Raw genomic sequence first — 23030 nt, 5'->3', positions numbered from 1 at the left:
AGCACGGGACGGAGGTTTTGTCATATTTTTAATGTCCACTGGTACCAGCAAATCCTTCAATAATCACTTTTGTTAAGAACCATTATTCTTCTTATTCTTGAATACATCAACGGGCTCTATGGAATTCTTATATGACTCATTTTCAAAGTTAAAGCCGGAGTTGAATTCTAAGGAATTAGAGGTGTCAAGATGTGTCTTCGGTAATGTGTCAATTATTTTATCTAATTCATTTAATCGATTGTTTAGATCTTGAATGAAATTCTTTTCTTTGTTTTTATTTCTCGAGGAATCAATAATATTCTTTGAATTGAGTGGATCATTTGCCTTTCCAATAGAATATTTATCATGGTGGGTCCGTCCACCTGTCTTTTTAATAATCGCCCAGACATCGTACTTTTCGAGCCCTAACTTTTTAAGAAGTTCCTTAACATCAGGACGATTAGGGGAGAATACTCTCTCACTCAACCATTTTCGAATGCCCTGATTACTTCGAGGTTCCCCCTTCATAACGGTCCAAGGATTATGAGATTTATTAAGTTTAAACAACCCTGTCGGATATCCGACCTCCACAGGAAATTTCTCTGCGCCATTGTGATAGGGTAGGTAGGATAGTATAGAATTATCTTCTACAAAAACGCCTATAGTTATGGTGTCATAACGAAGATGATATAAACTTTCGGACATTTCCTAACCTCCTCTCTACAAGTTCCAAAATCTTTTGAGTACGGATATTTCCTAGAATGGGCCTGAACCAGTCTATGACAGATCTGATGCGCAATTCCAAGTCCTCCGTTGCTAAGCTTCTTACAATACTGTCCCGATCTATCCAAAGTAATCCATTGTGGAAAGAAGTATTGTACGGTTTTTGACGATAACAGGTAAATCGTTCACCATCATCATCATTTTCAAGATATCCATCATCAAAGACAGAAAAGAACGACTGACCATGGTCAAAAAAAGGATGTGCGAGTACTTGACCTTGACTATCTAAAAGATATCCGAAATTAGAAGTATGACGATCAATATTGCCGATGATGTAATCGAATACTTTCATTTGGTCTAACCAATCGCGCGGAAATCTCCCCGAGGACAAAATTTCATGATATAGAGTCTCGCCATTCGCATCCGAGAGAATAGAAGACGCGGGTACGAAAACTTCACCTTCTCTTACAAAAGATGGGCTGGCACTTACTAAGATAGTTTTGTTGTTCCTGAGATGGTTCTCAAGTTCCGAAAAAACTTTTCTTGAGGAACTTCCATAATACCTAAGTTCTCCATTACTCAAAAATACATCTGCAGGAACCTCCCAAATTTCATAAGGGAGTACAGGCATAGATAGCTGCTGCCCTACCCGATAGGCCAATCATTCGGTTACAACCTTCAAAATATCATAAGATCCATTGTGATTCTTTTCGCCAAGTTTTAGATAATAGTGAGTCCCCTCAAAGGATACCACTCGTTTTTGTAAAACCCCACTATATAAGTTGAACTCTCTAAATTAATGACTCTCCAATTGGGTAAAGAAAGAGTAACGACTTGGAGAGAGGAAGATTTCGATGAAGGTTGAACAAAAAATCGAGCAGTTGACTGAAGCGATGAAAAACACGACAAGCACCCGGATGTACGAACGCTATCTAGCCGTACGACTTCATTTGGAAGGCCGCACCCTGAGCGAGATCGCGACGATTTTGGGACGCTCCTTTCCTGCCATTAGTGGGTATTGGAACAACTACCGTAAGACGGGTTTACAGGGACTGGAGTTTCATCCGCGTACAATCCGTCCCAAGAAACTGACGGACGAGCAAGAGGAGCAACTCCGTCAGTTGATCGCAGAAAAACGTCCTGTCGATGTTGGTTTTGAAGCTAGGTACACGTGGACGCTTAAGCTCATCCAGACCTGGATTCATCGAGAATTTGGCCCGTCCTATACGCTTCGAGGCGTATCCAAACTGCTTGCCCGACTCGGCTTCAGCTACACCAAAGCTACGTATACCTTGGCTCGGGCCAACCCAGACCAACAAGAGCATTTTCGCAACGTGACCTTGCCGGAGCTGAAGGACCAGTTGGATCAGGGCGAAATCGATCATTTGCTCTTCGAAGACGAGTCCTCGATCCGTGCTTATATGGCGCTGCAGTATAATTGGTTTCCGAAGGGACAGCAACGTAAAATCCCCACTTACGGTCAGCATCAGGGAGCGAAGCTGTTTGCTGCATTGGATTACGAGAGCGGCCACATCCTTCATCGAGAAGAAGAGGTTATGGATGCGACGGCTTTCCAACGATTCCTAGGCGCTATTCTAGAGCACTATTCGGGCAAAATTGTTGTTGTTCTGGATAACGCCCGTATTCACACCGCAGAGCAAATCCGACCTTTTCTTCGTCAGCACCCTAGACTTCGTCTGGTTCCGCTTCCCAAATACAGTCCTGAACTTAATCCTACGGAAGGGTTATGGAAGTGGATGAAGCAGGATGTGGTGAACAACGTCTTTTTTCAGAAGTTCTATGTTATTCGTTCTCACGTAACAGCATTTATCAATCGGGTGAACCACTCGCCGCTGGAAGTCATCGACCGATTACTCGTTCGAGTATAAAGATTTAAAGTTCAACTTATATAGGAGGTATCTGTTCAGTAATTTCGGAATCCATATCATCAAACTTACTAATAACCCGGATCCCCATGCATAATCGAAGATCTTCTAAACTGGTTGTATCGGTCATCTCATATCTCCTCCAACCACAGCAGTTTAGTGGTCTTCGTAATAAGCACCTTTACTTTAATTTCGAGATTTTTACCCAAGTCTGATTATAACATATACGATACGAACACTCCTATGCCCTACAGGCAATGGAATAAAAGATGGAGAATGCGTCAATCGAGTACTTTTGCAACCATAGTAATCTTCCGTTATAAAAGAGTTTTACGCACCAGCTTGTTACATAATCATTTATGATTGAACTGAGGTGATTGAATATGAAAATTGATGAAATCGTTAATAAACATAACTGCGAAAGTAAGATCCCGTTTTCTGGCGCCATTTTATTTGGGACTGAGAATGAAAGTAAATTCGAACAAAGTTATGGATTTGCCAATCGTAGTGACAAAATTAAAAACACTACGAATACAAGATTTGGCATGGCATCAGGTTGCAAAATCTATACCGCAGTCGCTATCTGTCAGCTTGTTGATAAAGGACTTTTAGAATTCGACACTTTAATAAGCGATTTAGGAATCAATTTAAGTAAAATGGATCCGAGAATTACCGTGCACCACCTACTCACTCACACTTCAGGTATTTCCGATTACTTCGATGAAGAATTTATGACAGACTATGAAAGTCTTTGGAATATAACTCCAATGTACAATATGACATCAACAGAACACTTTCTCCCCATGTTTCAGAATTTACCGATGAAGTTTGATCCGGGGACCCAGTTCTCATACAGTAATTCAGGTTTCATAACACTCGGATTAATCGTGGAAAAAGTAACTGGATTGAGTTTTATCGATTATGTTCAAAAACATATATTCCGAGTTTGTGAAATGAATGATTCGGGGTATTTTCGAATGGATCAGTTACCTGAACGTACTGCAATCGGTTACGTGGACATTAATGGGCATTGGAAAACTACTATATATTCAATACCAGTTGTAGGCGGACCTGATGGAGGGGCGTATACTACCGTATATGATTTAGCGAAATTCTGGAATGCATTGATGGGAAACCGATTATTATCAAAACAAATCTCCGAAAAAGTGCTTTATCCTCATATAAAGGACAGCGAGTTTATTCACTATGGATATGGAGTGTGGATTGTAATTATGAATAATGAGATTTTCAAATATTTTATTATGGGAAGCGATCCTGGAGTGGTGATGCAATCTTCCTTTTACCCAAAGTTGAAGGCGGAAGTTCATATTCTATCAAATGTCAGTAGCGGTGCAGGCTTAATTGCTTCCAAAATAGATGAAGAAATACTGAAACAGCCATGTTAGATAAATCAATTCCTTATTTTAACGTAATCATGAAACGGCCTGCCGGTGCTTTTTTACCCCAATTCGCATTACCGGTCGGCTACTCCTTCGGCTGGTACACGGAGGGAATGGAACTACAGTGGGCCGCGATTGAAACGTCTGTAGGTGAATTCGACAGCGATGAGGAAAGTCTCTCCTACTTCCAAAAGGAATATTTATTGCACTCAAATGAACTAAAAAAGCGGCTGTTATTTGTGCTAAATCCAGAAGGTGAAGCAGTTGGCACAATAACTGGCTGGTGGAACTTAACTGGAGAACGACGCGACTTAGCGATTCATTGGTTTGCAGTGCACCCGGAATATCAAGGTGCGGGGCTTGGAAAGGCACTCGTTGCTGAATGTATTCGTAATCTAATGAATCTCGAAGGTGATAAGGATATATATTTACATACACAAACCTGGAGTTATAAGGCCATTGCTTTATATTTAAAAACTGGATTTAAAATTGAAGTAAAAGATACGTTCGCTCATTATCAAAATGATTATGAGTCAGCACTTCCTATATTACAGGACTTGTTAAATAGAAAGTTATGATAAGGAGCGGAAAATGTGGATACAATATTACAAAAAATCGCTAATTTGATTAACGATCAGCCTAAAAGAATTACCATCGGAATTTCGGGTCACGGTGCATCCGGAAAAACAACTTTTGCCCATAACCTTATAACGCTTCTGGAACGAGATGATGTGAATTATATAAATACGGACACCTATATTATTGGCAATCATCTTAGAAAAAACACGGTTATTAACTATGAATATAATAATGAACAACGACATGATAAGATGACCGCTTGTCATCCATCTGCTCATAATATATCCGCTTTGGAGAGAGACTTGCATATGCTGAGAGATGGCTTAGATTTTTATACAATAGGCACGAATCATTCAAAGAGTACGCTGATATCTTCACAAAACAAAATAAATATTATTGAGGGTATGAGCGTCGCTTTTACAGCCCCAAGTTGGTATGATTTGAGAATTTATTTGTATACGGATGGAGAAACCGAGTTGTTAAGAAGAAGTCTGCGTGATGTTTCTGAACGAGGAAAGGATATTCATTATTTAAGAGATTCTCATGAAACGCGTAGAATTCAATATGATTTGTTCATGCATCCTTATCACGAAAACTTTGATATTATTTATAAATGAGCAAAAACGGATACAAAAAATCCCAAAATAGGTCAAGCCAACTTGAACTGTTCACGAACTACGTGAAATGGAATGCCGTTCTTGCCGCAATCGTAGACAAACTGAAGTCGGTCCAGTTGGACTTGCTTCCGAACCGTACGCAATCCTTCGCCAAAAGGGCAGGGTTGCCCTAACCCTGTAGTACAGTACAAATGTGTCCAAGCCAGCAACGCCCACAGGCGGGTAAATGCCGTTGCTGAACGAACCTGGTAGGTATCGAAGCCAAGATTGTTTTTGGACTGGCGGAAAAAAATCTCAATGGGCCAACGCTTGCTGTAATACATGGAAATCGTTTCCGTATCCAAGGAAACATCCGTGCACAAAAAAGCGCGTAGCGCTTTAGGCACACCAAACGCTTGCTCCGGCCAGCACAGCAGAACGGCAGCATTTTCAATATCGTTCAAGGCGCCTTCATATCGGTATGTCCAGTATGAAGTTCCGTTCACGGTCACAAGGCGAACGTCTTCTTTGCGGATATGGGCGGAAAAATCCTTTAGGGAGATACGGATCCCTTGCGGGTAGATAATCCGATTGGTTTTAAGACCACCAATAAGATGGTAGCCAGCAGAGGCGTAGCTGTCGATTACGCGAGAGCAAGTGAACCAAGAATCCACAAGCACGTAACCGCCATGAGGCGGAAGAGGCAGCGTAGCGGCTATATCGCACACATGATCTATTTTTGTATACACCGTGCCGTCGGGATTCGTTTTCGTTTTGTCGTACAAGTCAATGGAATGGATCAAAGAAGTGTCGTTACTTTGGACCACCGTCGCTTGAACTTGATGGCCCCAAACCACTTTTCCTTCCAAGTGAGAATGATGAAACCCGGTCTGCTCCATCGGAGATTGCGCCTGTGACGAAGGCTTTGTCTTCTTGGAGATCGTATCATCATGAATAACAAACAGCGGCTCTGCTGTCTGCTTGGCTATTTGAACCACGTACCGAAGTGATTCGACCTTGACTTTGTTTTGCAACACCGCTTCATCCCACTTGCCTTCGGCCAGAAAATGCCCAAGTGTCGTACGGTGGCAGCTACTATACTCGGCTAGATCCACTACCTTGCCACGAAAACCTTTCGCTGCAGCCGCCGCCATGTATGTCTCGATATGCGCCACGACCGGCTTAGAAAAATACAGCGGTAACCGGTGTTGTAACAAGTAATTGCGAAGCGCGGCATGATCGGGTAGGATGGAAGCATGAGACATAGCAATTTCTCCTTGGTGAAAATCAGTTGTGGTGACTACTTTTTACCACAAGGAGAACGCTTTGTCTCTCTTCTTTTTTGTTTTACAGTTTACTGGAAGTGAATTTGCTCATTTATAGATATTATTATAAAAAATTCCAATGAAGAGTACATTCTCGAAAAAGGCTTTTTTAAAGATGGAGAGATACAATGATCGAGATCTATTCACTTAAAGATAAAACCGAAGATTTCGAAAGAGCCGTTCAACTATTTTGGGACCAATGGGGAACCGAGAATAACTTTCCGTTTTACCATGACTGCATCCTTCATTCAATGAAAACAGATAGCGATTTGCCGAGCTTCTTTATTGCTAAAATGGATGAATCGATCATAGGGACGTATGCCTTGTTACGGAATGACTTAATCAGTCGCCAAGATTTGTTTCCGTGGCTTGCCTGTTTATATGTTGCTCCTGAGTATCGGGGTCAAGGAATCGGGTCCAAATTGCTGCAACATGCTCGCCAAGAAACCGGGAAAAAGGGATACAACAACCTTTATCTTAGTACCGATTTGAATGGCTATTACGAAAAATACGGATGGGTCCACTCCTCTAGCGGATACATTTTTACAGGTGATGAAACAAAGATTTATGAGGCATCCTCTATTATCAACTAAAATTCCGCTTGACCTTCACACTAGTGTGAACCTTTATGATTGAAATATGTCACCAAAAGAACTTCGGGACATTAACAATTGGAGGGAATACACAATGACAATATTAGTAACAGGAGCGACAGGAAATGTCGGTCGCCATGTAGTCGAGCATCTGGTTCGGGCCGGGCATGATGTACGTGCGCTGTCACGAAATCCGGCAAATGCCAATCTGCCAAAAGGAGTTGAGGTCGTTTATGGCGACCTTTCTAAACCGGAATCCCTTGCACCAGCAATGCGCGGCGTTACTGGCATGCACTTGATCACTTTTAGTAGTGATGGTTACGGGCCCCCTGCAGACTGGACCCCAGATTGTTGAATTGGCCACGAAGGCCGGGGTGCAACGAGCCACGGTTTTGTGGAGCGGTGTAAAAGGTCCTGTGGAAGAGGCCGTTGAAGCCAGCAATCTGGAATGGACTTATCTCCAGCCTTCCCCTGAGTATATGTCCAATGCTCTTGTGTGGACGGAGTCCATTCGCTCAGAAGGTATAGTGAGGGAGCCATTCGGCGATTCACTGGACGCGATGATTCACGAGGCCGATATCGGAAGCGTGGCGGCAACCGCGTTAACGAGCGTCGGTCATGCCGGAAAAATCTATTCGCTGTCTGGCCCTGAAGTGTTAACCATTTCCGAGAAGGTTCGTATGATCAGTGCAGCGCTTGGGCGGGACATCCAATTCGTTGAACTCTCTGAAGAACAAGCACGCGAACATATGCGAAAAAAGGGAGCTCAAGATGACGTCATCGAATTCGTACTAGGATGGAAAGCTAATCCTCCAGAGTCTGCTTACACAGTCGTTCCGACCGTACAGCAGATTACGGGTCGCCCGCCTCGCACATTCGCTCAATGGGTTTCGGAACATGTTCAACACTTTAGAACTACTTAACACCTAAAGTTTCTTCCCTGCTCAGGAGGGTAAGTAGAGATATAACGAGCGATCAAAAGGGAGGAAACAACAATGAATAAGAAAATTTTAGGTACAGCAATTGGAGCAGGTGTCACCTATCTCATGCGCAACAAAAGCGCTAGGGATAAACTGATCAGCACAGTTCGTAACTTTGTCTCCGACAAAGAGAACCGCTCTAATACTGGAAAATCTACCCTGTCCCAGCATCCTGCCGATAGCTATCGGTCAGGCGACTATACCAGGTAGGCTGTTGCCACATCAGAGCGCAGTAATGGACAGTTTAATTAAAGTTCTGGTCTAAACAGTAAAAAGAAGATGACTTCTGGATATCAGGAGTCATCTTTTTCTATACGTGAAATTGCGGTTTTCTTTAATTGTTTTCTCTCTGGAGGTGATCAAGCGGAAACGTTATGATTAATATAATTCAATTTTTTAAAGAAAGAAGCGAGGAAAATGATGCAAATTACGGTTGATCTGGTACGCCGATTAATTTATAGCCAGTTCCCTCAGTGGAGGGACTTAGAGATCCACCCTGTGGAAAAAAGCGGTCATGATAACCGCACCTATCGGCTGGACTATGAAATGACCGTTCGTCTGCCTAGTCATGAACGTTATGCCTCGGCTGTGGAGAAAGAGTTGGCATGGCTGCCAATTTTTAAGCCTCTTCTGTCTTTACCTATTCCTGCTCCTGTTGCAAAAGGCGAGCCCACAGAGGAGTACCCCCTCCCCTGGTCCGTCAACCGGTGGATTGAAGGCGATACCGTCACACATGCCAACATATCCAATATGAATGAATTTGCCGAAGACCTCGCAGGATTTTTGAAAGAATTGCAAGCGATCGATGCAAGTGACGGCATACCCGCAGGCGTCCAAAACTTTCATCGAGGCGGAAACTTGGCCGTTTACGAACAGGATACAAGATCCGTCATTGAAACTTTAAGCGGCAGCTACGATCACAAGCTTTTAACTGAAATATGGGAGCTAGCGCTTGCGACAACCTATCCATCAGCGCCACTATGGCTGCATGGTGACGTTGCCGTGGGTAACTTGCTTGTGAAAGATGGAAGATTATCCGGCGTCATCGACTTTGGAACGATGGGAGTTGGCGATCCTTCAAGCGATCTTGTAATGGCATGGAACTTTTTTGATGATACAAGCCGTAAAATTTTCTTGAATTGCATGGGTTTTGATGTAGATACCGTTAATCGCGCACGCGGCTGGGCGTTGTGGAAAGCACTCATCACCTACAGCTGGAATGAATCCGGCTCGGAAGCTTCGAATTGGGGACAGAACGTAATAGATGTTATTGTTCGGGATTACAAATAGGTACAAAAGTTTTTAAGAACCATCCTTTATCGGATGGCCCTTTGTTCAGAGTTGCTAACCTATAGTTTTAATTTCCTGCCGAATTCCCTACGCATATTTCAAGGATAGATAATTCATCCATTTCCCCTCGAATTCAGTCTGCGAGCACCCAAATATGTCGACGTATGCATTTGGACTTCGAATAAGCGCTCTTAACTGAACATATCCATATGTCGCTACAATATATTCTACAAGTGAATAGGAATACATATGTCCCTTACGATCTGTAAAGTCACCCCAATCTCCATCAAGTTCTGTTAATCTTGGAATAGTGCCCTGTTCTATGTCTGATTTCACTTCTTTCCTGTGGTCGCCCCAAAATTGATTGGCTTCATAATGACCGATGCCTGATTTAAGCCATTGTGGGATTTTTTTATTCCTATCAAGTGCAACTGCTGTAGCAAAAAGGCTCAATGCCGCTTTTATTACGGATACATGGGAATGTCGCGGTCCTGGGTTAAGGGGCGACACCATTTTTATCGTTGATCCATCATTCCCCAGCATCGCAATATACCAATCGGGTCCATTAGGCTTTCCTGTCTGAGCGTGAAATTTTTCTAGGTCCGGATATATTTCAATACTTATTTTTTGGGATAATGGCCCAAAATGGTCCGTGATTCTGTCTAAATTACCCTTCAATTCATTAAAGATCTCATCGGTTACAGCCCGATTCCAATCAACATTATTTTCATCTTCCAAAATATTCACTAGACTGATCCACTCACCAATTGACATAGGCATAGATCCTCCCCAATTGAGTAGTTCGGTACGCAATTTTCCTAAGGCTCGATATAATCTGTTCTTGACAGCACTTTTGCGCATTCCAACAATCGATGCGATCTCTTCAAAAGAACAATCAACAAAAAATCTAAGTGTAATGATCTCCCTATCCAATTCATTAAATCGTTTGAGCGCACTTGATAAATCAATTCTCATTTCTACATTACTTGTAAAGTCCATCGATATAAGTGAAGATTCAAGTTTAAACTTCTCGTGTCGTTTATGAATTTGCACCCTTCGGAGTTCATCGATAATTGTGTTCATCGTAATTCGATACAACCAAGTGAACGAGCTTGACTGATTACGAAACCTATCACCGTGCTCTAAAGCCTTAACAAAAACTTTCTGAGCCAAATCCTCCGCATCCTCAGGACCTTTTTTAATGCAGATGATTCGATGAATTCGATTGAAATATTGGGAACTATAAATGAGCAAATTCACTTCCAGTAAACTGTAAAACAAAAAAGAAGAGAGACAAAGCATTCTCCTTGTGGTAAAAAGTAGTCACCACAACTGATTTTCACCAAGGAGAAATTGCTATGTCTCATACTGCCATCCTACCCGATCATGCCGCGCTTCGCAATTACTTGTTACAACACCGGTTACCGCTGTATTTTTCTAAGCCGGTCGTGGCACATATCGAGACATACATGGCGGCGGCTGCAGCGAAAGGTTTTCGTGGCAAGGTAGTGGATCTAGCCGAGTATAGTAGCTGCCACCGTACGACACTTGGGCATTTTCTGGCCGAAGGCAAGTGGGATGAAGCGGTGTTGCAAAACAAAGTCAAGGTCGAATCACTTCGGTACGTGGTTCAAATAGCCAAGCAGACAGCAGAGCCGCTGTTTGTTATTCATGATGATACGATCTCCAAGAAGACAAAGCCTTCGTCACAGGCGCAATCTCCGATGGAGCAGACCGGGTTTCATCATTCTCACTTGGAAGGAAAAGTGGTTTGGGGCCATCAAGTTCAAGCGACGGTGGTCCAAAGTAACGACACTTCTTTGATCCATTCCATTGACTTGTACGACAAAACGAAAACGAATCCCGACGGCACGGTGTATACAAAAATAGATCATGTGTGCGATATAGCCGCTACGCTGCCTCTTCCGCCTCATGGCGGTTACGTGCTTGTGGATTCTTGGTTCACTTGCTCTCGCGTAATCGACAGCTACGCCTCTGCTGGCTACCATCTTATTGGTGGTCTTAAAACCAATCGGATTATCTACCCGCAAGGGATCCGTATCTCCCTAAAGGATTTTTCCGCCCATATCCGCAAAGAAGACGTTCGCCTTGTGACCGTGAACGGAACTTCATACTGGACATACCGATATGAAGGCGCCTTGAACGATATTGAAAATGCTGCCGTTCTGCTGTGCTGGCCGGAGCAAGCGTTTGGTGTGCCTAAAGCGCTACGCGCTTTTTTGTGCACGGATGTTTCCTTGGATACGGAAACGATTTCCATGTATTACAGCAAGCGTTGGCCCATTGAGATTTTTTTCCGCCAGTCCAAAAACAATCTTGGCTTCGATACCTACCAGGTTCGTTCAGCAACGGCATTTACCCGCCTGTGGGCGTTGCTGGCTTGGACACATTTGTACTGTACTACAGGGTTAGGGCAACCCTGCCCTTTTGGCGAAGGATTGCGTACGGTTCGGAAGCAAGTCCAACTGGACCGACTTCAGTTTGTCTACGATTGCGGCAAGAACGGCATTCCATTTCACGTAGTTCGTGAACAGTTCAAGTTGGCTTGACCTATTTTGGGATTTTTTGTATCCGTTTTTGCTCATTTATAGTTGGGAATATAAAGATTCGATTAGTGAATGTATTCGGATGTGCCTCCTTTCTGTTTTCTATTCTGTTAGACGTATATGTCAGGGCAAAAGCCACATCTATGGCTCTAAGTTTACATGATCCGCTTGAAATCAAGCCGCCGCACGGAAAAACCGATTCGCAGCAGGCCGGAACATCAAGAATAATCCGATACACACAGCCAAAATGTGAACAATACGATTAATTGCTAACAAACTGGAGTAAACCGTCATGTCGCCAAAAATATTGTTCAATGCATTTCCTGCCAAGATCCACTGAATCGGATCGATAATTAGAGTTAACTTTCCGATGATTCCAAGTACTACTAACAGCATAATGCGGGCCCAGTTTTTTCCTTCATACATCTTCATAATGACATAAACTATTCCGGCAATAATGCCGGTTCTCACGTTGGCTTCAATAATAACACCGATTTGTGAATAGGATTCATTTGAAATCAGTTCCATAATCCTAATCTCCATTTCAATTATTCCGGCCGCAATGGCAATGAACAAACACAGAACCGACATTTTAACACCCAGCGGCGCTGGTTTTAACTGTTCCATATGATTTTCCTTCTCTCACTCGCTGATATGGTCCATTGTAATACGAGGACAGTCATTGCATAACCGACCATGGACCAATAGTTGACTCAGTCTCTAGACGTATAACAAGTTCATCTAGCCACCATTGTCGAAAACGCAACAAGCCGACCTTCGCATCGAAATGCGTGGGCCGGCTTGCTGTGTTTGACTATAGGCTTACATCAGGAACAAAAAGAAGATAGCGGCAAGGCCGAACCGGTAGTACGCGAACCAGCTCAGCTTGAGCTTTTTGATCAGATTGATAAAAGTAACAACTGCGATCAAACCAACTACAAACGAAACGACGAGGCCGAGAAGAAACAGTCCATAATCCTCTGGCACAAGCAGATCGCGGCTCTTGTACAGATCCACTCCTGTCGCCCCAAGCATCATCGGCACGGACAGGATAAACGTGAAGTCCGCCGCTGCCTTCTGGCTCGTACCCATGAAGATACCGCCGGAAATCGTCGAGCCTGAACGGGAGAAGCCCGACCAGAGCGCAAGAATTTGGAAGATGCCGATGCCAAAAGCTTGTTTGTACGTAATATCATCCACCGTTTCGGCGGAAGGAACATGCCGCTTCTGGTACTGCTCCGCTGCGATCATCAACACACCGCCGGCAATGAGCGCGATCAGCACGGTAGTCGTGCCAAACAAATACTGCTTGATGAGGCCATGCAGCAACACGCCCATCACACCGGCAGGAATCATGCCCAGAGCGATATGAATCGCGTTCAGGCCAGCGCCTTTGGAAAAATCAAATTTAAGAAACCCAATAAACCGCTTGAAATACAATACGAATACGGCCAATACCGCTCCGAGCTGAACGACAACCTCAAACGTCTTGGCGCGCTCACCGGTAAAGTTCAACAGATCGGCAACGAGAATCATATGGCCAGTTGATGACACCGGCAGGAATTCCGTCAGTCCTTCGACAATGCCTAGGATAATTGCCTTGATATAATCCACTCACTACACTCCCTACTCCATCGTAGTCCCTCTAGTAACCCGCCTCAACGGAGGCAAGCACGACATAGATCAGATCATTGCGATCTTCCTTGTCCTCTAAAATAATACCACTAGACGTCAACATTCCGCCGGGCATAATCTCAACCTCGACCTGGCCGTAAGGCAGCTCTGCCTTAACCGCCTCTATATCGAGCTTATCCTCATCGCAAGGCACAGCCAGCTTGACTCTGACCTTCATGTTGTCCAGGCTGCCACCCGGCAGCACCGTCCGTAAACCTGGCATCGAATTGCGATGGATCGCGTCCTGAACGGCTCTAACCGCCGCTTTGGTCACGTTCTGTCCATGCAAATCCGTACCCATGCCAAGCTCGATGAACATCACTTGCTGCATTGTCGTTTCCCCTCCTCTGCGCCGCTCCCTTTACCAAGGAACATCATCATCTTCGTTGTTAACCGCCGAATTCTCGTGACCTGATCCTGCGGCAACGCTATCGTTGCTTCCATCTCCTGGTGAATCGAGGCCAGTTGGCTCATCTTGGGGGCTAGCCTGTCCGATAACTTCCATCACCTGAACAAGCTCGGGCGGATGAAGGAGTTCTACCGGCGAGATTCCACGCTCGAATTGAAAGAAATCCCCTTCGATTACGGCGACATAACGGCCATTGTGGCGAGCAAAATGCAGCGACTGACCGAAGTCAGTCAGTAGCCCTTTGACCTGGACGCCTCCCAGCTTGAAGCTGAGGCCAAGATCCTCCTTCTGCTCTACGAGCACGGCAGACGCGGCGTATACTTGCTCCGGGGTCCAGCGCTCTAACAGCTCCCTTTTATCAGAAGCCGCCCAAATCTCGACCGCCTCCTCCTCTTCCTTGCGGAGAGGACTTACGTCGTCCTGCCACTTGTCCGTCATATACTGCTGCACCATGTCCAGCACCTGCTCGCCCATAACCTCGGGCAACGGCCGCTCATAACTGACAAATTTGAGGAAATCCTCAAAGTAACGGGCATGGGAAGCCTGGTGGATCTTGACTTCCCAAGGCTCAAGCATGCCTTCCTCCGGCATATGCGGGTACTGGATGGACTTGATGCTGCGAGCGCTGATGGCCATTTCTACCGTGGAGATCAGGCTGCGTTCATCGGCGATCCGCGCGATTTTGGACTCAAAATCGCATTTCAACAAAAATAGGAACGGGGTGTCGAACAGCTTGGACAGCGTCGCCTGCACAGCAATAAATGCACCGCCGCGCACAGCGGAGGTGTCCATGTAGATGTGCACTAGCTCATCGGCAATACTATGGAATCGCTCCGCCGTATCTGCGCTGCGCAGCCGCTGCAGCAGATTGTAATCCGGGTTGCTGTCGGGCTCGTAGCCAGGCTCCACCCGGAATCGGCCGATCTTCGTCGGCACCGACTCCGAGACGGGATGCCGCTCGGCCTTGCGCTTCACGATCCGTGCGAACTCACCGCTCAAGAACTCTTTTAGCGGGCTGTCTTCGTAATCCTCGCCATCCATCGTCTGAAAATGTCGGAACCGCTTGCCGGAGTCCGTGCCCTCTCCATCCGTCTGAATGACGAAGAAGCTTATGTACTGCACATCAAATTCCATTTCTGCGAGACAGCTCCTCTATTTCTATTCTTCCAATCTGTCTAATATCAACATCTAGAATATCACAATCGCCGCCCTCGCGACATGACTTTCAATAGACGCGCCCGATTGTAGCGTTGAACGAGAATACAAGGAATGTTCGCGATAAAACAATAAATCACCATCAAAAGCATGCCTAACGCGTTATTCCATCCTATGAAAATGGGTAACGGAAGGAATAAAATCCAGTGTGTAAGCTCGCCTCGCCGCGTCTCCGCCACAAATCTTTGCAGATAGTCACGGTTTCTAGCCTGCAGCTTTCGCTTCGCAAACCCTGCCTTTACCCAGCTCCCTCCATCTGGAAGAAAGTCTTTCCAGATGTGGATTTTCAGCCAGCGTTCGTACCAGCGGCCATCCTGTTCAAAAGGACGAATACGAGTCAGCGGGCCGTCTTTGTTCAATCTCTGCCACGGGATGCGCATCGCGAAGGTGACGGCTAGCGCATGCAGCAGCAGCCAGACCACCGCATCAAGAATAATAACTGCTGTAGTCCCAAGCTCAGGCCACATCGAGGTCCCTACCCTTCCAACTCACGCTGCGGCGAATATAGGAGCGATAAAGAGAGTAGATGAACACCACGATAAAATAAACCAGTGGCAGCGGATAAAGGAATGCGGCTGTCCGACTGAATGAACCTGCATGCCGCCAAACTCGCCATGCCGTTAGCGCGGCGAGGATGTAGAGCAGGGCGGACGCTCCGAGTGATGTGAGCATGCTCAATAGTGCAGGTGCATCGAGCGCTGTGGGCATGCTCGGCAGCTCGTGGGACCCGAGCGTTGTGTGCATGTTAAGCAGTGCAGGTGGCCCAGGCGTTGTGAACATGTTCGGTAGCTCGGGTGACCCGAGCATTGTGGGCATGCTCGGCAGCTTAGGTGGCCCGAGCGTTGTGAACATGGTCGGCAGCGCTGGCGCTCCGAGAGCTGCTCCGTCCGCCGTCCAACCTTGTGCTAGCTCGCGGACGAGCTGAACAAGCTCCGTTCCAATTCCGACTGCGGCTCCCGCAAGTCCGCTGATCCATAAAATCATGAGCAGCAGCGCAGGGAGCGGCGATCCGCCTGCGCCGAGCGCGATGCTTTTGGCCCAGCCGTCCGTCATCTCCCGCCAGCCACTGCTGTACATGCGGAACTTTAACAGTTGTCCACCAAGCATGGCACGGCTCATCATGCCTTGCTCAGAGAACCTTCTCGCCAAGCGGTCGTGATCCAACACCTCGCCCCGTATGGAAGCATGTCCACCAACCGTCACATAGTCCATTCGGTCACAAGCCAAGCAAGGCCCGAACGCTCCGGGCAAACGCTGGGCGCGGGCGCTCCCCAGCTTCTGTAGCCCCCATCTGCTGCGCCACTCCTCCCGTTCCTTAATTGACGCTGGAGCGGATGACTCCCCCTGCACTTGTCCCAAGTGACGGGATGTTTTTTCGACCACCTTACTCCCGCCTAGCCTGCTTCCGGCTATGAATCTACCCGAGCCAGCCAGAACGGCCGTGTTCAAAAAGGCGGAAAGCTGCTCCCGCAGGCTACCTGTCAGATGCCAAGGCTGGATCGTCAGGCAAATGCCTGGGCCACAGGCACTCCATGCCGCAGTCAAAAATTCCGGAGCCGGACGCGTATCTGCGTCAAGAAAAAGCAACCTGCTCCCACGGGCCGTCTCTGCACCTCGGCTGCAGGCCCAGTTTTTGCCGCGCCAGCGGGGCGGCAGCTCGCCCGCCGTTATAACGGTTACGCCGGGATAGGCGGCGGCCGCCTCGGCTGTGCCGTCTTTTGAACCGTCATCAACGACGATAATCTCGATGGGAGGAACAGTCTGCTTGGCTAGCAGCGGCAGCAGATCAGCCAAATTATCCGCCTCATCTCGTGCCGGAATAATGACGCTCCACCTCTGTTCTGCCGCTTCCTTTTCCGCTGACGAACGAGCCACGCCAAAAGATTCACCTACTTGCTGCCTAGCGTCCAGACGGGCTGCCTTCAGTCTTCTCTCAGATAACAGCAGGCTCCCGCAGGCCAGCAGACCCAAGCTCACGAACCATTCGACGTTCATCGCTTTCCTCCCTATCCGCGCTATCCTCAAAAACTTTTAACTATAACGAGGTATCACCTACTGAAATCCCGCCCACAATGGTTAAAAGAGGAAAACGGGAGATTTCGTGATTCTACCTAGTATAGACGATCCTGAACCTTTTAACCTTTCAACACGGAGGAGGAACTTGAGTTGAGTAAAAAAATTATCGTCGTTGGAGGAGGACTCGCTGGCCTATCAGCGGCAATCCGGCTGCGGTCGGACGGTCATGAGGTGACCGTTCTCGAAAAAAACGAACGGGCAGGCGGCAAACTTAACATCCGTTCAGGTCTCGGTTATCAGTTTGATACCGGTCCTTCCATTCTTACGATGCCATGGACGCTGGAAAAGCTTTTTGAGTCGGCAGGCCGAAATCTGCATAATTACTTGACGGTTCAGAGAGTCGAGCCGCAGTGGAGAGGACTCTATGAGGATGGAACTGTACTGGATCTAGTGGGAGATTTGCCCGCAATGCTGGATGCTATCGGTGAATTATCCCCTGAGGATCGCGAGCGGTTCCTCGGCTATCTGGACTACTGTCGCAAGCAATATGATCTAAGCATGAAAAGCGTCTACAGCCGTTCCCTATCGGGATTGCCTGATTTGCGCCATCAGCATACGCTCAAAGAGCTGTTCGCCATGGATCCGTTGAAAACCGTCTCTCAGTTGACGGAGCAGCATTTGCTGCATCCCCATCTGCGCCAAATCTTCCAGTTTTTCACGATGTACATAGGATCCTCCCCCTACGCCGCGCCGGCCGTACTCTCACAGCTGGTTTATGTGCAAATGGGGCTTGGCATCTACTTCGTAAAAGGCGGTATGTACGAGATTGCTCGCGCGGAGCTCAAGCTGCTCCAGGAGCTCGGTGTTCCTGTGCGGACGGGAGCCGAGGTGACGCGCATTATCGAGACAGGCGGCCGCGCCTCCGGAGTGCGTTTGTCCAGCGGAGAAGAGCTGTATGCGGATATCGTCGTTTGTAATATGGAGGCAATTCCGGCGCATCGCTCTTTACTGGAGGAAGTTTCCGGCAATGAACGCCAGGTGGCTAAGCTTGGCAAATTTGAGCCATCCGTATCCGGCCATGTGCTGCTGCTCGGCGTGAACCGCAGCTACGACAAATTCAAGCATCACAATTTCTTTTTCTCCCGCAATCCGGAACGGGAGTTCCACGATATGTTCGTGGATCGGGTTCCAACCGTCGATCCCACTGTCTACGTCGGCATCTCCTCCAAAAGTGATTCCAGCCAGGCTCCAGACGGCTGCGAGAACTGGTTCGTACTAACCCATGTTCCGCCGCTCCAGCAAGGCAAGAGCTGGGAGGAGAACCGCAGAGCGTACCGGGATCTCGTTTTGGACAAATTGGAGCGCATGGGAGCCGAGGATCTTCGCTCCCATATTGTATACGAGGAGCAGTTCATCCCGGATGATCTGCAGTCGCTCTACGGAGCGAACGGCGGATCGATCTACGGCGTCGTCACCGACCGCAAGCTGAACGGCGGCTTCAAAATTCCGAGCCGCAGCCCTCTGCTGGAAGGACTCTACTTTGTCGGCGGCTCGACCCATCCGGGCGGCGGTGTGCCGATGGTCACGCTGAGCGGCCAGCTGACAGCGGATCTGATCCGCGAGGACCTGTCTCGCTCGCAGGCGATCTGAGCCTGAGCCTCGGTTAGCGGGCACCCTCAAGTAGCTTCGACTACTTGAGCGTGCTCGTTATCGGCGATTTGGCCGAACCAAGTAGCTTGGACTACTTGTTTGACGCTCGTTTGCCGCACTATGGCCGAATCAAGTAGCTTCGACTACTTGCTCGCGCTCGTTCGCGGCCATTTGGCCGAATCAAGTAGCTTTGTCTACTTGAATTCGTTCGTTCGCGGCCATTTGGCCGAATCAAGTAGCTTCGACTACTTGCTCGCGCTCGTTCGCGGCCATTTGGCCGAATCAAGTAGCTTCGACTACTTGAGCGAGCTCGTTATCGGCGATTTGGCCGAATCAAGTAGCTTCGACTACTTGAGCGAGCTCGTTATCGGCGATTTAGCCGAATCAAGTAGCTTCGACTACTTGAGCGAGCTCGTTATCGGCGATTTGGCCGAATCAAGTAGCTTCGACTACTTGAGCGAGCTCGTTATCGGCGATTTGGCCGAATCAAGTAGCTTCGACTACTTGCTTGCGCTCGTTTGCGGCCATTTGGCCGAACCAAGTAGCTTCGACTACTTGAGCGAGCTCGTTATCGGCGATTTGGCCGAATCAAGTAGCTTCGACTACTTGAGCGAGCTCGTTATCGGCGATTTGGCCGAATCAAGTAGCTTCGACTACTTGAGCGTGCTCCTTATCGGCGATTTAGCCGAATCAAGTAGCTTTGACTACTTGAGCGTGCTCCTTATCGGCGATTTAGCCGAATCAAGTAGCTTTGACTACTTGCTTGCGCTCGTTTGCGGCCATTTGGCCGAACCAAGTAGCTTCGACTACTTGAGCGAGCTCGTTATCGGCGATTTGGCCGAATCAAGTAGCTTCGACTACTTGAGCGTGCTCCTTATCGGCGATTTAGCCGAATCAAGTAGCTTTGACTACTTGAGCGTGCTCCTTATCGGCGATTTAGCCGAATCAAGTAGCTTTGACTACTTGAGCGTGCTCGTTATCGGCGATTTGGCCGAATCAAGTAGCTTTGACTACTTGCTTGTGCTCGTTCGCGGCCATTTGGCCGATTCAAGTAGCTTTGGCTACTTGCTCGTGCTCATTCGCGGCCATGCGGCCGAACCAAGTAACTTTGACTACTTGCTTGCGCTCGTTTGCGGCCATGCGGCCGAAGCAAGTAGCTTCGACTACTTGCTTGCGCTCGTTCACGGCAATACGGCCGAACCAAGTAGCTTTGGCTACTTGAATTCGTTCGTTCGCGGCCATTTGGCCGAATCAAGTAGCTTTTACTACTTGCTTGTGCTCGTTCGCGGCCATTTGGCCGAAGCAAGTAGCTCCAGCTACTTGAGTGCGTTGCTTGCGTTCCTCTAGCACAATCCCCCCAGAATAAATGCAGCCCACTTTTCGAAGGTTCGAAAGTGGGCTACATTGGTTCACTCACACTCACACTCACACTCACACTCACACTTACTCACACTTACTCACACTTACTTTCAGTTACCCTCACTTACTCCCACTAACCTCGTAATCGTTCATACAGCTGGCCCGGCTCCATACTGACTCGTTAGCATTTATAACCCTCTCCGCCTTTTATTACGATAGCGGCTCCAACCACGCTGATCCCATCCAGGGTTCTCCTCTAACAGAGTTAGTGAGATGCGGGCAAAGAAAAGAAACACTACCATACCAACAGAGTAGACGCCGAATGGACCGAGAAAAAATAGAAAATAGATCAGCAGCAAAATTCCTACGCGGCCCAACAGTGCAAGCATGCTTGGTCAGCTTCCCCATTTCGAGTGAAAATCTCCAGAATTACCAGTTCATTAGGCATATATTACCACAACTTCAATTTACGTACTACCAAAATTATCCTTAAACCATTTTAAACCAGTTTTAAATAAAAAACGGACCTGTTCCGCTTGGATAGCGACAACAGATCCGTTTGAATATAACCTACCTGAGAGTAAACAATGTTTCAAAACGCTAATGCGTAGGAGAAACAACCATTATTTCCCCGTACTCCGTTGCTGAACAAGATACCTCAGCTCGGCTACGAGCTCGTTCAGCTTCTCATAACCGCTGGCAATGCCTACAATCTGGCTATGCTGCTCCGCCATGCTTGCATTGATCTCTTCCATTGACGCCTGATTCTGCTCGGTTACAGAAGCCATGGAAGCCGTATCACCGGCGATTTGATGATATTCTTGTTCCAGCTGCGCTGATGCCTGCACGGAAGCACCGGCATGCTCAAGCACTTTGTCGCTATTGCTTTTGATCCGTCCGACAGAATGTCCAACTTCCTCCGTCAGCCCGGAGCTCGCTCGTACGGCCTGTTGGCCTTCAGCCACCACAGCACTGACCGCATCCATACGCTGCCGGGTGCTCTCCAGAATCTCAGCGATGTCGCCAGCCGCGATGCTGGAGCTATCGGCCAGCTTGCCTACCGCATCGGCTACGACCGCGAAGCCGCGCCCCTGCTCGCCTGCGTGGGCAGCCTCGATCGAGGCGTTGAGCGAGAGCAGCTGGGTCTGGCTGGCAATATCGCTAATGCTGCGGTTGATGTCGCCCACCTTTGCATTCTGGCGCTCCATATCCTCCATCAGTTCCACCAAGCCCGCCATAATGCGCTCCACCTGGTTCATAGATCCCATCAATTGGGACATACCTTCGCTGCCGCTGCGAGCAAGCTCCGTCGTCTCTTCCGAAAGTTCTGCCAAAGACGAAGTTTTACCGGCCAAGCTGCCGACCGCTGTCTCGACGGAATCAATCGATGCAGAAACACGTTGCATGGCGCTTGACTGATGCTCGGAGGCTGCACTCATTTCGCCGAATGCGGCCGTCACCTCGCGCGAGACTTGTCCCGCTGCGGCTACCTCTCCACTGTAGCGAGAGCTGAAGTCGTCCAAGGTCATAACGGTATCCTTCATCTTCTCCAAAAGCAAGTCAGACTCTCGGTTTGCCTCAGCAGCAGCTTTGCCTTCCTCTGCGACCTGCCGCTGCAATCGCTCACTGAAGCGCATGGAGAAAACCAGACTCACCGTAAAGAGGATCAGGTAAAGATACAGGTAAGTTAGACTTTCACCAGGAAACAGCTTTTCTTTATACTCTGGAGTTAAATACAGATAAGTGCTGACACCCATTCCGAGCACGCCAGAGAAAATAATCGGCTTATAGTTCGCGTAAAGAGTCATCAAACCAATGTTCACATAAACCATGAAATAAGTACTGACGATCGGATTAGGGTCCGAAACGATAAGCAGAACGATGATCAGTGTTAAAATACTGGCGACCAAATACATGATGGAAGATCTGAATACCCGCATATAAGTCAAAAGCGTTGCGAATCCACAAGTCAAACTTCCAATAATCACTAACATCCAGATCATAGAGCTCGGTAAACCTGCCCCATAATCCGCCGCGACTCCTAACGCCAGCAGACCCCAGATCAATTTAACAAACAGTCGGTTACGCTTGTCCAATACCGTCAATGATACATCCATTCCATCCGCCACTTTCTCAACACGAAGTATAATGCATCAGGAATCAACAGCTTCATGCAAATGCGGGCTGATTCTCCTCAAAACAATGGCTATAGGACAGCCAAGGATGCCGCGCCGGATCTTTAATAATTTCCCCAACAGGAATGAGCACCGGCACAACGTAATCTCCCTTGTACGGCTGCTTCTCTCCCATTACGATCATGGGTACTTTGAATGTGATCCGCAGCGCCCGGCTAAGCACCGGCTCCAATAGTGCTGCGCACCAAAGCGCGCCTTGTTTGTCCGACATGTGAACGAGGCAGGATAACATTTCATTCATATATTTGCCCCGATGCTCCCGAAGCAGTGCAATTTTATCAGCGACCACGACGCGGTCGGGATTCATCGCTATCTCCGGCAAGGATGAAAAGGGAGCGATCTGTTCCAGCTCAGCTGCCTCGGTCGCATAAGACCTGATTTCAGCCGTGCCGCAGTAGTCACCTTGGGGTGACAGAATTAGTCTGCGATCAAGCACGCGTTCCGCGAATTCAAACTCAAACCCCTTTTCTCTCCACACGGTCATCCAAATAAAGTGAAACTGCGCTAGCTCCTTTTCCTGGCTGATTATTTTAAACATATAAATCCCCCTAGTTCGTTCTTTAACATACCCATCCTTTCTTCCCTTGTTTTTAC

Annotated in this window: 24 protein-coding genes; 12 read left to right on the top strand and 12 right to left on the bottom strand. The window is 47.5% G+C overall.

Annotated features, from left to right (window positions below):
• Positions 1 to 72: 72 nt before the first annotated feature.
• Together CGZ75_RS05375 and CGZ75_RS05370 are read right to left on the bottom strand one after the other, a co-directional pair.
• On the bottom strand, positions 73 to 684 hold the full coding sequence (locus tag CGZ75_RS05375) for a hypothetical protein (RefSeq protein ID WP_089523220.1): 612 nt from the start codon (positions 682 to 684) through the stop codon (positions 73 to 75).
• Positions 653 to 1363, bottom strand: a complete 711-nt coding sequence (locus tag CGZ75_RS05370) for a HipA domain-containing protein (protein ID WP_141136673.1) — start codon at positions 1361 to 1363, stop codon at positions 653 to 655. The genes CGZ75_RS05375 and CGZ75_RS05370 overlap by 32 nt, the downstream gene beginning before the upstream one ends.
• Positions 1364 to 1556: 193 nt before the next feature.
• On the opposite strand from CGZ75_RS05370, the gene CGZ75_RS05365 reads away from it, so the two are divergent.
• The 4 genes from CGZ75_RS05365 to CGZ75_RS05350 all read left to right on the top strand — a co-directional run bounded on the left by CGZ75_RS05365 (position 1557) and on the right by CGZ75_RS05350 (position 5184).
• Positions 1557 to 2591 carry an IS630 family transposase gene (locus CGZ75_RS05365; RefSeq protein ID WP_089522815.1) on the top strand — a complete coding sequence of 345 codons (1035 nt, stop codon included), beginning with the start codon at positions 1557 to 1559 and terminating at the stop codon, positions 2589 to 2591.
• 380 nt (positions 2592 to 2971) lie between these two features.
• Entirely contained in the window at positions 2972 to 3994 is a 1023-nt protein-coding gene (locus CGZ75_RS05360; RefSeq protein WP_089523218.1) for a serine hydrolase domain-containing protein, read from the top strand.
• On the top strand, positions 3988 to 4566 hold the full coding sequence (locus tag CGZ75_RS05355) for a GNAT family N-acetyltransferase (protein ID WP_089523217.1): 579 nt from the start codon (positions 3988 to 3990) through the stop codon (positions 4564 to 4566). Before CGZ75_RS05360 ends, CGZ75_RS05355 begins: the two co-directional genes overlap by 7 nt.
• 15 nt (positions 4567 to 4581) lie before the next feature.
• A complete protein-coding gene (locus CGZ75_RS05350) occupies positions 4582 to 5184 on the top strand; it encodes a uridine kinase family protein (protein WP_089523216.1) in 603 nt (200 codons plus the stop codon).
• 32 nt (positions 5185 to 5216) lie between these two features.
• Here the strand turns inward: CGZ75_RS05350 and CGZ75_RS05345 are convergent, their stop codons facing one another.
• Positions 5217 to 6428 (bottom strand): IS701 family transposase, encoded by a 1212-nt coding sequence (locus tag CGZ75_RS05345; protein WP_089523215.1) that lies wholly within the window; start codon positions 6426 to 6428, stop codon positions 5217 to 5219.
• Positions 6429 to 6616: 188 nt separating this feature from the next.
• Between CGZ75_RS05345 and CGZ75_RS05340 the strand changes: the two genes are divergently transcribed.
• The 5 genes from CGZ75_RS05340 (at position 6617) to CGZ75_RS05325 (ending at position 9351) form a co-directional block, all read left to right on the top strand.
• Positions 6617 to 7081 (top strand): GNAT family N-acetyltransferase, encoded by a 465-nt coding sequence (locus tag CGZ75_RS05340; protein WP_089523214.1) that lies wholly within the window; start codon positions 6617 to 6619, stop codon positions 7079 to 7081.
• 94 nt (positions 7082 to 7175) lie between these two features.
• Entirely contained in the window at positions 7176 to 7436 is a 261-nt protein-coding gene (locus tag CGZ75_RS26325) for an NAD(P)H-binding protein (protein ID WP_176444686.1), read from the top strand.
• Between the two features lie 19 nt (positions 7437 to 7455).
• Entirely contained in the window at positions 7456 to 8004 is a 549-nt protein-coding gene (locus CGZ75_RS05335) for a Rossmann-fold NAD(P)-binding domain-containing protein (protein ID WP_176444685.1), read from the top strand.
• Between the two features lie 72 nt (positions 8005 to 8076).
• Positions 8077 to 8271, top strand: coding sequence for a hypothetical protein (locus CGZ75_RS05330; protein WP_089523213.1), 195 nt, complete (start codon positions 8077 to 8079; stop codon positions 8269 to 8271).
• 207 nt (positions 8272 to 8478) lie between these two features.
• Complete coding sequence (locus CGZ75_RS05325) at positions 8479 to 9351, top strand: aminoglycoside phosphotransferase family protein (protein ID WP_089523212.1); 873 nt, start codon at positions 8479 to 8481, stop codon at positions 9349 to 9351.
• Positions 9352 to 9438: 87 nt separating this feature from the next.
• Here CGZ75_RS05325 and CGZ75_RS05320 read toward each other — a convergent pair whose 3' ends face one another.
• Complete coding sequence (locus tag CGZ75_RS05320; protein ID WP_089523211.1) at positions 9439 to 10653, bottom strand: RNA polymerase sigma factor; 1215 nt, start codon at positions 10651 to 10653, stop codon at positions 9439 to 9441.
• A gap of 56 nt (positions 10654 to 10709) precedes the next feature.
• On the opposite strand from CGZ75_RS05320, the gene CGZ75_RS05315 reads away from it, so the two are divergent.
• Positions 10710 to 11921: an IS701 family transposase gene (locus tag CGZ75_RS05315; protein ID WP_089522685.1), complete on the top strand. Its 1212-nt coding sequence runs from the start codon at positions 10710 to 10712 to the stop codon at positions 11919 to 11921.
• A gap of 171 nt (positions 11922 to 12092) precedes the next feature.
• Here the strand turns inward: CGZ75_RS05315 and CGZ75_RS05310 are convergent, their stop codons facing one another.
• The 6 genes from CGZ75_RS05310 to CGZ75_RS05285 form a co-directional block, all read right to left on the bottom strand.
• The gene (locus CGZ75_RS05310; RefSeq protein ID WP_089523210.1) at positions 12093 to 12545 is read right to left on the bottom strand and encodes a hypothetical protein; all 453 of its coding nucleotides are present in this window, start codon (positions 12543 to 12545) and stop codon (positions 12093 to 12095) included.
• A gap of 195 nt (positions 12546 to 12740) precedes the next feature.
• A complete protein-coding gene (locus tag CGZ75_RS05305) occupies positions 12741 to 13532 on the bottom strand; it encodes an undecaprenyl-diphosphate phosphatase (protein WP_089523209.1) in 792 nt (263 codons plus the stop codon).
• Between the two features lie 31 nt (positions 13533 to 13563).
• Positions 13564 to 13923, bottom strand: coding sequence for a Lin0512 family protein (locus CGZ75_RS05300; protein WP_089523208.1), 360 nt, complete (start codon positions 13921 to 13923; stop codon positions 13564 to 13566).
• 30 nt (positions 13924 to 13953) lie between these two features.
• Positions 13954 to 15135, bottom strand: coding sequence for a DUF3900 domain-containing protein (locus CGZ75_RS05295; RefSeq protein ID WP_089523207.1), 1182 nt, complete (start codon positions 15133 to 15135; stop codon positions 13954 to 13956).
• A 62-nt stretch (positions 15136 to 15197) separates the two neighbouring features.
• Entirely contained in the window at positions 15198 to 15683 is a 486-nt protein-coding gene (locus CGZ75_RS05290) for a glycosyl-4,4'-diaponeurosporenoate acyltransferase CrtO family protein (protein ID WP_089523206.1), read from the bottom strand.
• Entirely contained in the window at positions 15673 to 17211 is a 1539-nt protein-coding gene (locus CGZ75_RS05285; protein WP_089523205.1) for a glycosyltransferase family 2 protein, read from the bottom strand. The genes CGZ75_RS05290 and CGZ75_RS05285 overlap by 11 nt, the downstream gene beginning before the upstream one ends.
• A 171-nt stretch (positions 17212 to 17382) precedes the next feature.
• Between CGZ75_RS05285 and CGZ75_RS05280 the strand changes: the two genes are divergently transcribed.
• Positions 17383 to 18882, top strand: a complete 1500-nt coding sequence (locus CGZ75_RS05280; RefSeq protein WP_089523204.1) for a phytoene desaturase family protein — start codon at positions 17383 to 17385, stop codon at positions 18880 to 18882.
• A 99-nt stretch (positions 18883 to 18981) separates the two neighbouring features.
• A complete protein-coding gene (locus CGZ75_RS05275; protein ID WP_176444683.1) occupies positions 18982 to 20229 on the top strand; it encodes a hypothetical protein in 1248 nt (415 codons plus the stop codon).
• A gap of 635 nt (positions 20230 to 20864) precedes the next feature.
• On the opposite strand, the gene CGZ75_RS05265 is transcribed toward CGZ75_RS05275, so the two are convergent.
• The gene (locus CGZ75_RS05265; protein ID WP_089523201.1) at positions 20865 to 22358 is read right to left on the bottom strand and encodes a methyl-accepting chemotaxis protein; all 1494 of its coding nucleotides are present in this window, start codon (positions 22356 to 22358) and stop codon (positions 20865 to 20867) included.
• 52 nt (positions 22359 to 22410) lie between these two features.
• Entirely contained in the window at positions 22411 to 22974 is a 564-nt protein-coding gene (locus CGZ75_RS05260) for a hypothetical protein (RefSeq protein ID WP_089523200.1), read from the bottom strand.
• Positions 22975 to 23030: the final 56 nt, after the last annotated feature.

The sequence above is a fragment of the Paenibacillus herberti genome, assembly GCF_002233675.1.
Classification (GTDB): Bacteria; Bacillota; Bacilli; order Paenibacillales; family Paenibacillaceae; genus Paenibacillus_O; species Paenibacillus_O herberti.
Note: the sequence above shows the minus strand (reverse complement) of the source record. Positions and strands in the feature narration are given on the sequence as shown.

What these genes read in the sequence shown, in the direction of transcription:
- CGZ75_RS05360 (WP_089523218.1), top strand. Translation starts at nt 2,972, where the DNA reads ATGAAAATTGATGAAATCGTTAATAAACATAACTGCGAAAGTAAGATC.
- CGZ75_RS05355 (WP_089523217.1), top strand. Translation starts at nt 3,988, where the DNA reads ATGTTAGATAAATCAATTCCTTATTTTAACGTAATCATGAAACGGCCT.
- CGZ75_RS05315 (WP_089522685.1), top strand. Translation starts at nt 10,710, where the DNA reads ATGTCTCATACTGCCATCCTACCCGATCATGCCGCGCTTCGCAATTAC.
- CGZ75_RS05260 (WP_089523200.1), bottom strand. Translation starts at nt 22,974, where the DNA reads ATGTTTAAAATAATCAGCCAGGAAAAGGAGCTAGCGCAGTTTCACTTT.
- CGZ75_RS05325 (WP_089523212.1), top strand. Translation starts at nt 8,479, where the DNA reads ATGATGCAAATTACGGTTGATCTGGTACGCCGATTAATTTATAGCCAG.
- CGZ75_RS05375 (WP_089523220.1), bottom strand. Translation starts at nt 684, where the DNA reads ATGTCCGAAAGTTTATATCATCTTCGTTATGACACCATAACTATAGGC.
- CGZ75_RS05340 (WP_089523214.1), top strand. Translation starts at nt 6,617, where the DNA reads ATGATCGAGATCTATTCACTTAAAGATAAAACCGAAGATTTCGAAAGA.
- CGZ75_RS05285 (WP_089523205.1), bottom strand. Translation starts at nt 17,211, where the DNA reads ATGAACGTCGAATGGTTCGTGAGCTTGGGTCTGCTGGCCTGCGGGAGC.
- CGZ75_RS05300 (WP_089523208.1), bottom strand. Translation starts at nt 13,923, where the DNA reads ATGCAGCAAGTGATGTTCATCGAGCTTGGCATGGGTACGGATTTGCAT.
- CGZ75_RS05345 (WP_089523215.1), bottom strand. Translation starts at nt 6,428, where the DNA reads ATGTCTCATGCTTCCATCCTACCCGATCATGCCGCGCTTCGCAATTAC.
- CGZ75_RS05365 (WP_089522815.1), top strand. Translation starts at nt 1,557, where the DNA reads ATGAAGGTTGAACAAAAAATCGAGCAGTTGACTGAAGCGATGAAAAAC.
- CGZ75_RS05310 (WP_089523210.1), bottom strand. Translation starts at nt 12,545, where the DNA reads ATGGAACAGTTAAAACCAGCGCCGCTGGGTGTTAAAATGTCGGTTCTG.
- CGZ75_RS05290 (WP_089523206.1), bottom strand. Translation starts at nt 15,683, where the DNA reads ATGTGGCCTGAGCTTGGGACTACAGCAGTTATTATTCTTGATGCGGTG.
- CGZ75_RS05330 (WP_089523213.1), top strand. Translation starts at nt 8,077, where the DNA reads ATGAATAAGAAAATTTTAGGTACAGCAATTGGAGCAGGTGTCACCTAT.
- CGZ75_RS26325 (WP_176444686.1), top strand. Translation starts at nt 7,176, where the DNA reads ATGACAATATTAGTAACAGGAGCGACAGGAAATGTCGGTCGCCATGTA.
- CGZ75_RS05320 (WP_089523211.1), bottom strand. Translation starts at nt 10,653, where the DNA reads ATGCTTTGTCTCTCTTCTTTTTTGTTTTACAGTTTACTGGAAGTGAAT.
- CGZ75_RS05295 (WP_089523207.1), bottom strand. Translation starts at nt 15,135, where the DNA reads ATGGAATTTGATGTGCAGTACATAAGCTTCTTCGTCATTCAGACGGAT.
- CGZ75_RS05265 (WP_089523201.1), bottom strand. Translation starts at nt 22,358, where the DNA reads ATGGATGTATCATTGACGGTATTGGACAAGCGTAACCGACTGTTTGTT.